We start from the raw sequence: 13008 nt of genomic DNA, 5'->3' as shown, positions 1-13008 counted from the left end.
AGCACCGGCAATGGGTTGCATACGTTCTGTGATCGTGCACCCTGCTCCAACTTTCTGTTCACTCGCGTTCCTGGGGACACCGCTGCGGGCAGGGGGCGCCGCGCCATGGACCCGGTGATCATCGTCGGAGCGGGGCCCGTCGGGCTCACGCTCGCCCTGGCCCTGGCCCGTCAGGAAGTCCCCTGCGTCGTTCTCGACGAGGGTCCCGGCAAGGACGAACCCCGCCTCGCACGCTCCGTCGTCCTGCGCGAGGACACCACCGCCCTCATCGAACGCCTGACCGGTATGCCGCTCGGTGAGGTCGGGACCCGCTGGGCCGGATGGCGGTCGATGCGGCGCAAGCAGGTGATGCGCGAGGTCACGTTCGACGACGCCTCGGAAAACCCCGAGAACAACCTGGCTGTTGCGAACCCCGCTCCCCTGCACGTCGCCCAGCACGTCCTGACCGGCGCCCTGCGCACGGCCCTCAAGGCCGAACCGCTCGTCAAGGTCGTCGTGGACAGCCGCCTGGACGCCATCGAGCAGGAGTCCTCGGGTGTCACCGCGCACACCCGCGGCCCGAAGGGCACCTGGTGGCGTGGCAGTTACGTCATCGGCTGCGACGGCCCGCGCTCCACCGTGCGCAAACTCATGGACATCCGCTTCCCCGGCCGTACGGCGGTGGAACGACACGCCGTGGCCGCGCTGCGCGTGGAACTTCCGTGGGAAGGCCAGGCGTTGCTCCATCGGATGCCGCCGTGGCGCACGTCCGGACCCTCGGGCGGGGAGATCACCGGGCGGCCCCTCCCGGAGGGGGTGTGGCGCCTGGACTGGCTGCTGCCGGCGGGCAAGGACCTGGTCACACCCGAGCTTCTGGTGGGTCATGTCCGCGAGACGCTCGCCGGCTGGTCCGACGGGCCGACACCGTCGTACGAACTCCTCGACACCGGGGTTCACACGGTCCACCACCGCCTCGCACGGCGCTGGCGCGTGGGCCGCGTCTTCATCGCCGGGGACGCGGCGCACTGCCTCGGCACGCTCGGCACGCACGGGCTCGACGAAGGTCTGCGCGACGCCGACAACCTCGCCTGGAAGCTGGCATCGGCCTGGCACCACGGGCGGCACGAGGCGCTGCTCGACAGCTACCAGACCGAGCGGCGCGCCGTCGTCGCCGCCCGGCTGCGCGCCGCCGACCAGGTGCTGCCGCTCCTGCGTACGGGCAGCGGGATGCGTTCGTTCGTCCGCGGATCCGCACGGGGCCTGGACGCCCTGCTGACGGACGGCCACCTCGGGCAGGGAGCGATCGGTTCGCCCGGCACCTACGCCGAGTCGCCGCTCGCGCCCCAGCAGCTCGAGGGCGAGGTCCCGGTGGACACGCCACGCGGCGCACCGGTCGTGGACGTACGGGTCACCGCCGAGGACGGCTCCTTCGTCCAGCTGAGGGACCGGCTCGGACGCGGTGCGCTGCTCGTCCTGCTGATCGCGCCGGGCACCGGCGTGTGGGATCGCAAGCACTGGGCGACCGCCGGGATCATGCCCCGCCTCGCGGCCGCGGTGACGGCGCTGCCACACCCGGCCGAGTTGCTCGTCGCCGAGAGCTACCCGGGCGCGGCCGCGCACTCGGTCCTGCTGGTGCGGCCCGACGGTCATCTGGTGACGGCGTTGAGCGGGGTACGGCCCGCCGATCTGTACTCCGCGGCCGAGACGGCGCTGGGCGGACCGACCAAGGCGGCCGAGACGGCCACGGAGGAGGCGAGGACGGCGGCCGCCGGCTCGCGCTGACGCCCGCCTGTCGTCCGGGTCGGCTCCCGCGCGCGCTTCTCTCGACCGCGTACGCCCACCGCACGCCCATCGCACGCCCACCGCGGGAGCCGGGCCCGTGAGCCGGAGCCCGTGAGCCTGAGCCGGAGCCGGTGAGCCGAGGCACGTGAGCCGTCAGCCGGGAGCCGGAGCCCGGGGGCCGGGGCCGGGGCCGGCAGCCCATCGCCCAGGCACCGTCACTCGCCACCCGTCCCCCACCGGGCGGAAGTGCCACCCATCCGGGTAGCAGGTGATCACCCGCAACACCGATTTCGCCGGGAAACAGCACTCGCCGTCACTATGCGGTCCGCATAGTGACAGTGAGTTGACCGGCCCGCACCGGCATGGTGTACTCCGGATCGTGACCGACACCTGTGTGCGCCTGTGGCGGAGGGTCCATATGGACCTCGTCCGCTATGCGGGCTGCGTGTGTCGCCCGTCCTGCTGAATTCGCATCCCTCTCCTTCTTCCCGCACGTGCCGCGCCCTTGGCCGGTGCCGTAGCGGGCCCTTCGCGAACTCTCTTCAGGACGGTGCCCGTGTCTGTCTCTCCTGCCGCCGTCGGCGCTTCCGAGCCGGTCGTCACGCCGAACCCCGCTTCGGATCCTGCTCCCCGCTCCGCCCCGAACCCTGCTCCGCACTCCGCTCCGACGCAGGCGGACCTCCTCCATTTCGTACGGAGCACCGCCGCCGACGCCGAGCTGATCGCCTCGCTCCCGCTCGATCCCGAGGGCCGTACCTGGGTACGGCTCGAAGGCCCCGGCGGCAGCGAGGCCTGGCTGATCGGCTGGCCGCCCGGAACCGGCACCGGCTGGCACGACCACGCCGACTCGGTCGGAGCCTTCGTGACGGCGGCCGGTGAGCTCAAGGAGCACTCCCTCGCAGTCCGGCTGCCGGCCGACGGCTGGAAGACCCTGGAACTCGCGGACGACGTGGACCGCTCGCGCCGTCTGTCAGCCGGCAAGGGCCGCTCCTTCGGCCGTCACCATGTGCACGAGGTCCTCAACGAGTCCACCGACCGGCACGCGATCTCCGTCCACGCCTACTACCCGCCCCTGCCGCAGATGCGCCGCTTCAGCCGCAGCGGACCGATCCTGCGCCTGGAGCAGGTGGAACGTCCGGAGGACTGGCAGTGAGCGGGGTGGGAGGCGAACCTGTGGTGGTGCGTGGCATCAACGGACACCCGGAGGGCGAACAAGCGGCGGATCCGCCGGAGTTGAGGGGGAGCAGCGTGAGCGGTGGGCGCGATCAGCGCGTCGTCGGAAGTGAGTTGCCGGCGGGCGCCGGCAGCACGGGCGAACCGCCGGTCGGCATCGACGAGTTCCTGGAGCGGATCCGCGCCGGCTACGAGCGAATCAAGCCCCGGGAGGCGTACGAGGCCGCCCAGGACGGCGGGGCCCTGCTGGTCGACATCCGGTACGCCGCCCTGCGCGAGCGGGACGGCCTCATCCCCGGTGCCCTCGTCGTCGAGCGCAACGAACTGGAGTGGCGGCTCGACCCCCAGGGGAGCCACCGCGCCCCCGAGGCGACGAGTCACGATCTGCTGGTCGTGGTGATCTGCAACGAGGGGTACGCGTCGAGTCTGGCGGTCGAGTCGCTACGACGGCTGGGGCTGCACCGGACCACCGATCTGGTCGGCGGATTCCAGGCCTGGCGAGCGGAGGGCTTGCCGGTGACGACGGAGGTGGAACCGCCTCCACCGCCCCGTGCCGTGCACGCCCCCTGATCTCAGGTTCGGTCCGGAGCCACTGTCCTGCCCGCTCCCTGCCCCTTCCCTCGACCCACTTGCGAACGTCGACCCCGGCCCGGTACGCGATGGGCGCCCCCGCGCGTCCACCGTGCTCGGGCCGGAAAGCTCTCGCCCCCAGGACCGATCAGAAGCCCTCGTCCCCCAGGAACTCCGTGTCCTCGCCCTCTTCCTCCAGTGCCTGTCGGACCACCCGCAGGGCCATGCCCTCCGGATAGCCCTTGCGGGCGAGCATGCCCGCGAGGCGGCGCAGGCGTTTGTCGCGATCGAGGCCCCGCGTGGAGCGGAGCTTGCGCTCGACCAGTTCGCGGGCGGTCTCCTCTTCCTGCTCGGAGTCGAGTTGGGCGACGGCCGCGTCGATCAGCGTGGAGTCGACGCCCTTGGTGCGCAGTTCCTGGGCGAGCGCGCGCCGCGCCAGCCCTCGACCGTGGTGCCGGGACTCCACCCAGGCCTCCGCGAACGCGCTGTCGTTGATGAGGCCGACCTCTTCGAACCTCGACAGCACCTCCTCGGCGGCGTCGTCCGGGATCTCCCTCTTGCGCAGGGCGTCCGCGAGTTGCTTCCGCGTGCGCGGGGTCCCGGTGAGCAGGCGCAGGCAGATCGCCCGCGCCCGCTCCACCGGGTCCGCCGGGGGCGTCCCCTCCTCGGCCCTCGACGAGGAAGAGGTGCCTCCGTCCTCACCGGACGACTCGGCGCGACCGCGTCGGCGACGCCCCCGTGAGCCGTCCGTGCCCCGAGTCCCGCCACGACCTCGACGCGAGCCGCCACCGGAGGCGCCGTACGCCGCCGGGCCCGACTCGTCGCCGTGATCGCCGTATCCCCCGTGCGAGCCACTCGCCCCGTACGAGTCGCCCGTGCCGTGCGCGCCGCCGTCGTACGCATCGCCCGCGCCGTACGAGTCGCTCGTACCGTACGGCGCCATGCCGTCCTTCCCCCCGTCCGCGTGATGGGCCGCGTCTCCTCCGGAGGCGTGTCCGCCCGTCCCGGAGGAGCCCTCGTCGCCGTCTCTCCCTTGCCCCCATGGAGCGTCCGGGTAGGCGGTGTACTCGGCCCAGTCGGTTCGCCGTGTCACGGATCAGCTCTTGGCGGTCGCGGCCTTGGTCTTGGTCGCCTTGGCCGCGGCCGGTGCCGGCACCGTCTTCGCGGCGTCGTCCGTGGCGGAGACCGCGGCATCCGCGCCCGGCTCGGCGGCCGGCTCCTCGGGCCGTACCCCGACGCCCAGCTTCTCCTTGATCTTCTTCTCGATCTCGTTGGCCAGGTCGGGGTTGTCCTTCAGGAAGTTGCGCGCGTTCTCCTTGCCCTGGCCGAGCTGGTCACCCTCGTACGTGTACCAGGCGCCGGCCTTGCGCACGAAGCCGTGCTCCACGCCCATGTCGATCAGACCGCCCTCGCGGCTGATGCCCTGGCCGTAGAGGATGTCGAACTCGGCCTGCTTGAAGGGCGGCGCGACCTTGTTCTTGACGACCTTGCAGCGGGTGCGGTTGCCGACCGCGTCCGTGCCGTCCTTCAGGGTCTCGATGCGGCGGATGTCGATACGCACCGAGGCGTAGAACTTCAGCGCCCGGCCACCGGTCGTGGTCTCCGGGGAGCCGAACATCACGCCGATCTTCTCGCGGAGCTGGTTGATGAAGATCGCGGTGGTCTTCGACTGGTTGAGCGCGCTGGTGATCTTCCGCAGGGCCTGGCTCATCAGTCGGGCCTGCAGACCGACGTGGCTGTCGCCCATCTCGCCCTCGATCTCCGCGCGCGGGACGAGCGCGGCGACGGAGTCGATGACGATGAGGTCGAGGGCGCCGGAGCGGACCAGCATGTCCACGATCTCCAGGGCCTGCTCGCCGTTGTCGGGCTGGGAGAGGATCAGGTTGTCGATGTCGACGCCGAGCTTCTTCGCGTACTCGGGGTCGAGTGCGTGTTCCGCGTCCACGAAGGCGACCTGGCCGCCGGCCTTCTGCGCGTTGGCCACGGCGTGCAGGGTCAGCGTGGTCTTACCGGAGGACTCCGGTCCGTAGACCTCCACCACACGGCCGCGCGGCAGACCACCGACGCCGAGGGCGACGTCGAGCGCGGTCGACCCGGTGGGGATGACCTCGATGGGCTCGTTCGGCCGCTCGCCCAGGCGCATGACCGCACCCTTGCCGAACTGCCGTTCAATCTGTGCGAGCGCGGCGTCCAGGGCCTTCTCGCGGTCGGTTCCTGCCATGGGTTCCACCCGGTTTGCTTGAGTCGATCGCTTCACGTCAAAGACGCTAACGCCTGCCACTGACAATGCGCCCCGACGCCCGTCCGGCCTGTGGATAACTCGGGCACTTCTCCGTCGAAACCATGGCGAAATGCCTGCCGAGCGCCTCGCCGGCTCTTCCATAAGAATGGATGTTCGATTTTCGTGTCAAGCGCACCACGCGACACTCACGCACACCCCGCGACCCGGCTCGTGCCGACCACGACCGGGTGCGCCAGGCGGGCCGGTTGACCACGTCCGGGCAATCCGCGGCAACCCGGTCGGGTGCCCCTCGCGACCTGCCCCGGCCTCCGTCGACACCAAGACCCCACGAACAGCGCCCACGACCCGACCGGCGGGCTCAGGACAGCGCCAGCCTCATGAGCGTCAGGTCGAGCCAGCGGCCGAACTTCGTCCCCACCTCCGGGATCACGCCGACGCACTGGAACCCGAAGCGTTCGTGCAGCCGCATCGACGAGACGTTCTCCGCCTCGATACCGGCGATCACGACATGGTGGCCCGCCTCGCGCGCGGCGGTGACGAGCGCCCCGAGGAGGGCGGAGCCGATGCCGAGTCCGTGCCGGCCGTCGCGGACGTAGACCGAGTCCTCCACCGTGTGGCGATACCCGTCCAACTCGCGCCACGGCCCGTAGACCGCGAAGCCGGCCACCTCACCTTCCACCTCGGCCACGAAGGCCGAGCCGCGCTCCAAGTGGACGGCCAGCCAGGCTTCAGCCTCGACGAGGGACTGCGGGGTCTGCGTCCACAGGGCGGTCGAGTGCTCGATGGCGTGATTGCGGATCGCGCGGGCGGCCTCCACGTCACCGGAGCGGGCGGGGCGCACGGTCACGGCCGCTCGCGCTCTCTCGTATATTGGATTCATGTCCAACATAGTAGATCCTCTGGTGGGGCAGATCGCATCCCGTATCCGCACCGAACGGGAGCGTCGCCGCTGGACGCTGGCCCAGCTCGCGGAGGCCTCCGGCGTCTCGCAGGCCATGATCAGCAGGATCGAGCGCGGCGAGAGCAGCCCCACCGCAGTCGTCCTGGGCAAGCTGTCGGCCGCCTTCCAGCTCAGCGTCTCCTCCCTGCTCGCCCTCGCCGAAGGAACGCCGGACGAGACGTACGGACTCGGGGAGGTGCGGCGGGAGGCCGAGGCGGCCGAGTGGCGCGACCCCGCCACCGGCTACCTGCGCCGCCAGATCACCAGCCCGCACTTCCCCGCGGAGATCGCCGAGATCCGTCTGCCCGCCGGCGCCCGGGTCCCGTATCCGGCAGCGGCCTTCGCCTTCGTCCGGCAGGTCGTCTGGGTCCTCGACGGCCGTCTGACCTTCCACGACGGCGACACCGTCCACGAACTCGACGCGGGCGACACCATCGAGCTCGGGGAGCCCGCCGAGCGCGTCTTCGCCAACACCACCGACACCACCTGCCGTTACGCCGTCGTCCTCACTCGCGGCACCCGGCCGTGACCCGGCCCCTCCCCCGGGGCGGCACGTTCTTCCTGGCTTCCATAGCCGGTACGGCGATCGCGAACAACTACGCCGTCCAGCCCGCGCTCACCGCTGTGGCCGCCGACCTGGACGTCCCCGCTCCGGTGATCGGCCTCGTCCCCACCGCCGCACTGGTCGGCTGCATGATCGGCTTCGCCGTCCTGCTGCCCCTCACCGACCACCTCGCCCCGGCCCGTCTGGTCGCCGCGCAACTCGGCGCGCTGACCGTCGCCCTCGCTCTCGCCGCGGCGGCACCGGGCCCGGTCCCGCTGCTGGCCGCCTACCTGCTGATCGGCGCCTCCGCCAGCGTCGCCGCGCAGGCCGGCAACATCGCGGGCCGGCACGCCCCGCCGGGCCGCCGTGGAACCGGCGTCGCCACCGTGGCCGCCGGGATGTCGGCCGGCATCCTGCTCAGCCGTCTGGCGGGCGGGGCGCTGGCCGACCTCGTCGGGTGGCGGCGGATGCTGCTGGTCTTCGCCGCACTCGCCCTGCTCGGCGCGGTGGCCGCCCTCGCCCTCCTGCCTCGGCAACGACCCCGGCCGGACCGCGGCTACCGCGCCACGCTCGCCTCGCTTCCCCCGCTCCTGCGTCGCCATCCGCAACTGCGCCACGCCGTGGCCACCGGCGGCCTGTGGTACTTCGCCTTCAACCTCATATGGGTCGCCCTCGCCCTCACCCTGGCCCGGCCGCCCCACTCCCTGGACCCCACCGCGATCGGCCTGTACAGCCTGGCCGGAATCCTCGGCTTCGCCGTGCTCCCCGTCACCGGACGGCTCATCGACCGCTACACCCCCCAGGTCGTGATCATCGCCGGCATGCTGACCGCGGCGGCGGGCACGGCCCTGCTCGTCACCGGCCTGGACAGCCCGCCCGCCACGGCCCTCGGGCTCGCTCTGTTCGACGCCGGCTGCTTCGCCGCCCAGGCCGCCAACCAGAGCCGCGTCATCGCCCTCGACCCGCACCACTCGGGCAGCCTCAGCAGCGTCTACCTGGTGCTCTACTTCACCGTCGGCGCCCTCGGCACCGCCGTCGCCGCGCCTCTGCTCGACACGGTCGGCTGGCAGGGCACCGCGCTGACCGCCATCACGGCACTCCTCCTCGCAGCCGCCCTCGGACGCGCGTCCTCCGCATCGACCTCATGAACGCCGGGCGATCGACCTCATGAACGCCGGGCGCCGACGCCTGCGCGACGACGCCGGCCGATCGGGGGTCAGTTCTTCCCGTCCCCCGCCCCTCCGGTTCCCTCCGGAAGGTTCTGGCCGGACTGATCCGGCGGGCGTAGCCAGAGGTCACGCGCGCGTGCGAACAAGCTGCGCCCCCGCTCCCGGTGCCCGTGGACACGGGGGTCGTCCGTGACGTCGTAGCGCTTCACGTAGGCCCCCAGGAACGCCTGCAGCGTGGCGACGGCCGGGATGGCGATCAGCGCGCCCACCGCGCCCAGGAGCGCGGTGCCCGCGATGACCGAACCGAAGGCGACCGCGGGGTGGATGTCGACGGTCTTGGCGGTCAGCTTGGGCTGCAGCACGTAGTTCTCGAACTGCTGGTAGACCACGACGAAGATCAGCACCCACAGCGCGTACCAGGGGTCGACCGTGAACGCGATCAGCATGGGCAGGGCGCCCGCGAGATACGTACCGATGGTCGGGATGAACTGCGACACCAGCCCGACCCACACCGCGAGCACGGGCGCGTACGGCACGTCCAGGATCTCCAGCAGGACGTAGTGGGCTATGCCGGAGATCAGCGCCATGAGGCCGCGCGAGTACAGATAGCCGCCGGTCTTGATGACCGCGATCTCCCAGGCGCGCAGCACCTCGGCCTGCCTGGCGGGCGGCAGTACGGAGCACAGAGCGCGGCGGAGCCGGGGGCCGTCGGCGGCGAAGTAGAACGAGAACAGCGTGATCGTCAGCAGCTGGAAGAGACCGCCGAGGACCTGGGCGGACACGTCCAGGACGCCGGTGGCGCTGTTCTGCACGTAGTTGCGCAGCCAGTCGGACTTGAGCAGCCCCTCCTGGACGTCGACGCGGCGCAGGTCGGTGTTGAAGTGCGCATTGATCCAATTGATGACGGAGTCGAGGTAGTTCGGGAAATCCTCGACGATCTTGATGATCTGACCCGCGAGCATCGACCCCAGCAAGGTCACGAACCCGGCGGACACGATGATCACGGCGAAGAAGACGAGGGCCGTGGCCAGTCCCCGGCGCAGGCCGCGCGAGGCCATCCAGCTCACCGCGGGCTCGATGGCGAGCGCCAGGAAGAACGCGATGAGGATGTTGATCAGCAGCCCGGTGAGCTGGTGAAACGCCCAGCTGCCCAGCTGGAACACGCCGACGAGCGCCAGCGCGAGCACCAGGGCGCGCGGCAGCCAGCGCGGCATACGGCCGTTCGTCCCGGCGTCGCCCCCGCCCTTGGGCGGATCGGGCGGCGTCGTGCCGAACGGGGACCCGTGCCGGGCGATCTCCCCGGTCTCGTCAGTGCGTGCCACGAAGCAAGTCTCGCCCACGCCACCGACAATCGGCCCCGGTCATGCGATCTTCGTTACCGGTCAGCGCCTCTCCCCCGGAACGTTCATCACGGCACAGACCACACGCCATACGTCCTTCGCCTCCCAGCCCGCGTCCAGCGCCTCGTGCACCGTGCGTCCGCCGAGCTCCGCCATCACGTGGTCGCGCGCGAAGGTGTCGGCGTACCCCGGACCGAAATGTTCCGCCATCCGCTGCCAGAAGACCGTCAACCGCATGCGTCCAGTATCCCGCCCCTGGGGGTGGGCCTGCGCCGGGACCGCTTGCCGAGACCGCTTTCCGCCCTACGGTCTGACGCATGCCCGAATCCGGAGCGCCCCCGCTCCCACCGACGCCCCCGGCGCACTCCCCGCTCTTCCGCGCCGAGCAGTTCGTCTGGCTCACCGCGCGCGTGCTGGAACAGCGCCTGTTCGCGTACCACTTCCTGAACGGCGCCGCCGACCCGGTGGAGACCGCCCTGGACGCCTACCGCAACGAGGACGGCGGCTACGGCCACGCCCTGGAGCCGGATCTGCGCGGCCCGGTCAGCCAGCCGCTGCACGTCGGTCAGGCCCTCCACGTCCTGGACGCCGTGGAGCGCTGCGGCGGCCAGCGCGTGGACCGCGTGTGCCGCTACCTGACGTCGGTCTCCACCCCGGACGGCGCCCTCCCGGCGGTCCACACCGGCCAGCGCGGCTACCCCACGGCGCCGTTCATCCCGATCGAGGACAACCCGTCCAGCTCGCTCCTGGCGACCGGTCCGGTGGTCGGTCTGCTGCACCGCAACGAGGTCTGGCACGCGTGGCTGTTCCGTGCGACGGACTTCTGCTGGCAGGCGGTGGAGTCCCTGGAGAAGTCCCATCCGTACGAGATCGAGGCCGCCGTGGCCTTCCTGGACTCCGCTCCCGACCGCCCGCGCGCGGAGACGGCCGCGGACCGACTGGGCCGCCTGGTGCGCGAGCAGCGCCTGGCGGTACTGGAGCCGGACGACCTCGACGCGTACCCCGTCCCACCCGGCTACGCCGCGGGCGAGCACCACTTCCCGCACGACTACGCGCGCACTCCGCGCTCGCTCGCGCGCGCGTGGTTCACGGACGCCGAGATGAGCCGCTCCCTGGACCACCTCGCCGGCGAGCAGCAGGAGGACGGCGGCTGGCCCGTCCGCTGGCGCCAGTGGACGCCGGGCATCCTGCTGGAGGCACGCCCCATGGTGACCATCCAGGCGCTGCGCACGCTCAGGGCGTACGGCCGCCACATCGGCTGACCCGTCTCACCCGCCCAGAGCCCGCACCCCGGCGGTCACCGCGACGGCCGCCGCGACGACGAGCAGGAACGGCGCCCTGAGGACGAGCGCCACGGCCGCCGCGGCGACCCCTGCCGCCCTCGCGTCCAGCACCAGCGCCTGTCCGTCGCCGAAGGTCTGCTGGGCCGTGAGGGCGGCGAGAAGAGCGACGGGCAGCAGGGCGGCGAGACGTCGCACGAGAGGCTTCTCCAGCGCCCCGGCGGGCACCAGCAGCCCGATGAGCTTCACGGCGTAGCAGCCCACGACGGTGGCACCGATGGCGATCCAGGTGTTCACCGCGCCTCCTCCCGCCCACGCCGTCCCTGCGCCCACAGCACGACCGGCGCGGCGAGCGCGGCCACCAGTACGGGCACCCCGGCAGGGAGCACGGGCAGCAGCCCGAGCCCCAGTACGACCGCCAGCGCGGCGACGGCTCGCTCGGTGCCGGACTTCAGCATCGGCGCGAGCAGCGCGAGGAACACGGCGGGCCCGGCGGCGTCGAGCCCCCAGGCGGCGGTGTCACCGATGGCCTCGGCCCCCAGCGCGCCCAGCAGCGTCGTGAGATTCCACAGCACGTACAGACTCAGCCCGGTCACCACGAACCCGATCCGCGCACTGCGCCGAGTGGGCTGCGCCAGCGCGACGACCGTCGTCTCATCGATCACCCACTGCGCCGCGAACGGCCGCATCGCGCGCGTGAGGCGCAGCACCTGGGACAGGCGCAGCCCGTAGAAGGCGTTGCGCACCCCCAGGAAGAAGGCCCCGGCAGCCGCGGTGAACGGACTGCCACCGGCAGCGAGCGCCCCCACGAGCGCGAACTGCGAGGCCCCGGTGAACACCAGCAGGCTGAGCACACAGGTCTGCAGGAGCGTGAGCCCGCTGCCCGCCGACGTCACCCCGAAGGCGAACCCGGACAGCCCGACGGCGACCCCGACGCCGAGGGCGTCCCGTACGACGGCGGCGTCGGGCTTGTCGTCCCGGCCGACGCGAAGATCAGTGACAGCGTTCCGTTCTTGCACGCCTTCGACGCTAGGCAACCCGCTACCGCGCGTCTTGTACGTTCTTGCGCTCCCGCTGATAAGCCCCCGGCGGCACTCCGACGATCCGCGCGAAGTGCCGATTCAGATGAGGCTGATCGGTGAACCCCACGGCCACCGCCGCCTCGGCCGGCGAGACGCCCGCGTCCAGCAACCGCCGAGCCCGCCGCACCCGCGCGTCCGTCAGCCAGGTGTGCGGCGGCATCCCATAGACGTCCCGAAAGGCCCGCAACAAGGCGAACGGCCCGGTACCGAGATCGGCGGCCAACCGCTCCAGACTGGGCGGCTCGGCCATCCGCCCTTCAAGCACCTCACGCGCGCGTACGGCGACGAGATCCCCCGCCGTCCGCACCTCCCGCTGCGGCAGCGCCCCACCGTTCAACCGCAGCAACCGCGTCACGGCGACCCGCAGCAAAGTATCCGCAGCCAGGGCATTGCCCTCATCAGCGGCCCGCAACACCCGATGCACCAGCTGCACCGCATAGACGTCATCGAGCACCGGCCGCACGAACCCCGGCGTCCCGCGCACAGAGGTCGTCTCGGCCGCGATCTCCGCCACCAGCTCGGGCGACGGATAAACAGCCCCGTACTGCCACCCCTCCGGCACCCCCGCCCGCCCCGTATGCGGCGTATCAGGATTGACCAACGCCAGCGCCCCGGCCCCGGCGTACTGATCGGCCCCCCGATGATGAAAGACCTCCACGCCCTCCGCGATAGCAGCGATCACGAAGTGCTCATGGGTATGCCGTACGAACGTCTTCTCTATGTACCGGGCCCGCAGCAGATCAACACCGGGCAACTCGGCATACCGCCAATGCCGCGCCCGCTCCCGAGAACCCATACGGCCATTGTCCGCGAGCACCCACACACGCCGCCTGCGGGTCCCTAGCGGGCTGCGCCGGACTTCGGCCGCGGGTCCGACGTGGCTGGTCGCGCAGTTCCCCGCGCTAGG

At 71.7% G+C, this 13008-nt stretch carries 15 protein-coding genes; 7 read left to right on the top strand and 8 right to left on the bottom strand.

From position 1 onward, the window contains the following. The first annotated feature begins 105 nt into the window (after positions 1-105). From ACGFW6_RS40510 to ACGFW6_RS40495, 4 genes are all read left to right on the top strand, one after another. Positions 106-1761 (top strand): FAD-dependent monooxygenase, encoded by a 1656-nt coding sequence (locus ACGFW6_RS40510; protein ID WP_393521575.1) that lies wholly within the window; start codon positions 106-108, stop codon positions 1759-1761. Positions 1762-2029: 268 nt separating this feature from the next. Next, positions 2030-2227 (top strand): putative leader peptide, encoded by a 198-nt coding sequence (locus ACGFW6_RS40505; protein ID WP_393521573.1) that lies wholly within the window; start codon positions 2030-2032, stop codon positions 2225-2227. Between the two features lie 90 nt (positions 2228-2317). Continuing rightward, a complete protein-coding gene (locus ACGFW6_RS40500; RefSeq protein ID WP_393521571.1) occupies positions 2318-2914 on the top strand; it encodes a cysteine dioxygenase in 597 nt (198 codons plus the stop codon). 134 nt (positions 2915-3048) lie between these two features. Beyond that, positions 3049-3504 carry a rhodanese-like domain-containing protein gene (locus ACGFW6_RS40495; protein ID WP_393521660.1) on the top strand — a complete coding sequence of 152 codons (456 nt, stop codon included), beginning with the start codon at positions 3049-3051 and terminating at the stop codon, positions 3502-3504. A 148-nt stretch (positions 3505-3652) separates the two neighbouring features. On the opposite strand, the gene recX is transcribed toward ACGFW6_RS40495, so the two are convergent. From recX to ACGFW6_RS40480, 3 genes are all read right to left on the bottom strand, one after another. Next, complete coding sequence (gene recX / locus ACGFW6_RS40490) at positions 3653-4597, bottom strand: recombination regulator RecX (RefSeq protein ID WP_393521569.1); 945 nt, start codon at positions 4595-4597, stop codon at positions 3653-3655. 3 nt (positions 4598-4600) lie between these two features. Then, positions 4601-5725, bottom strand: coding sequence for a recombinase RecA (gene recA, locus ACGFW6_RS40485; protein ID WP_393521567.1), 1125 nt, complete (start codon positions 5723-5725; stop codon positions 4601-4603). A gap of 379 nt (positions 5726-6104) precedes the next feature. After that, the gene (locus tag ACGFW6_RS40480) at positions 6105-6626 is read right to left on the bottom strand and encodes a GNAT family N-acetyltransferase (protein ID WP_393521566.1); all 522 of its coding nucleotides are present in this window, start codon (positions 6624-6626) and stop codon (positions 6105-6107) included. Between ACGFW6_RS40480 and ACGFW6_RS40475 the strand changes: the two genes are divergently transcribed. Beyond that, the gene (locus ACGFW6_RS40475; RefSeq protein ID WP_393521564.1) at positions 6625-7215 is read left to right on the top strand and encodes a helix-turn-helix domain-containing protein; all 591 of its coding nucleotides are present in this window, start codon (positions 6625-6627) and stop codon (positions 7213-7215) included. The genes ACGFW6_RS40480 and ACGFW6_RS40475 overlap by 2 nt on opposite strands. Continuing rightward, positions 7212-8378: an MFS transporter gene (locus tag ACGFW6_RS40470; protein ID WP_393521562.1), complete on the top strand. Its 1167-nt coding sequence runs from the start codon at positions 7212-7214 to the stop codon at positions 8376-8378. Before ACGFW6_RS40475 ends, ACGFW6_RS40470 begins: the two co-directional genes overlap by 4 nt. A 68-nt stretch (positions 8379-8446) precedes the next feature. On the opposite strand, the gene ACGFW6_RS40465 is transcribed toward ACGFW6_RS40470, so the two are convergent. Both ACGFW6_RS40465 and ACGFW6_RS40460 read right to left on the bottom strand, forming a co-directional pair. Then, complete coding sequence (locus tag ACGFW6_RS40465; RefSeq protein WP_393521560.1) at positions 8447-9721, bottom strand: AI-2E family transporter; 1275 nt, start codon at positions 9719-9721, stop codon at positions 8447-8449. 60 nt (positions 9722-9781) lie between these two features. Beyond that, the gene (locus ACGFW6_RS40460) at positions 9782-9976 is read right to left on the bottom strand and encodes a DUF3046 domain-containing protein (RefSeq protein ID WP_393521558.1); all 195 of its coding nucleotides are present in this window, start codon (positions 9974-9976) and stop codon (positions 9782-9784) included. A gap of 80 nt (positions 9977-10056) precedes the next feature. On the opposite strand from ACGFW6_RS40460, the gene ACGFW6_RS40455 reads away from it, so the two are divergent. Beyond that, on the top strand, positions 10057-11001 hold the full coding sequence (locus ACGFW6_RS40455) for a hypothetical protein (RefSeq protein WP_393521556.1): 945 nt from the start codon (positions 10057-10059) through the stop codon (positions 10999-11001). 6 nt (positions 11002-11007) lie between these two features. On the opposite strand, the gene ACGFW6_RS40450 is transcribed toward ACGFW6_RS40455, so the two are convergent. The 3 genes from ACGFW6_RS40450 to ACGFW6_RS40440 are packed head-to-tail and all read right to left on the bottom strand — an operon-like array spanning position 11008 to position 12897. Further along, on the bottom strand, positions 11008-11316 hold the full coding sequence (locus ACGFW6_RS40450; protein ID WP_393521554.1) for an AzlD domain-containing protein: 309 nt from the start codon (positions 11314-11316) through the stop codon (positions 11008-11010). Continuing rightward, a complete protein-coding gene (locus ACGFW6_RS40445; RefSeq protein WP_393521552.1) occupies positions 11313-12038 on the bottom strand; it encodes an AzlC family ABC transporter permease in 726 nt (241 codons plus the stop codon). Before ACGFW6_RS40445 ends, ACGFW6_RS40450 begins: the two co-directional genes overlap by 4 nt. Positions 12039-12060: 22 nt before the next feature. Further along, a complete protein-coding gene (locus ACGFW6_RS40440) occupies positions 12061-12897 on the bottom strand; it encodes an AraC family transcriptional regulator (protein WP_393521550.1) in 837 nt (278 codons plus the stop codon). Between the last annotated feature and the right edge of the window lie 111 nt (positions 12898-13008).

Origin of the sequence: Streptomyces sp. Y7, from assembly GCF_043195415.1 — a bacterium.
In the GTDB taxonomy this organism is placed as follows: domain Bacteria; phylum Actinomycetota; class Actinomycetes; order Streptomycetales; family Streptomycetaceae; genus Streptomyces.
This window is presented reverse-complemented; position numbering and strand designations above follow the sequence as displayed.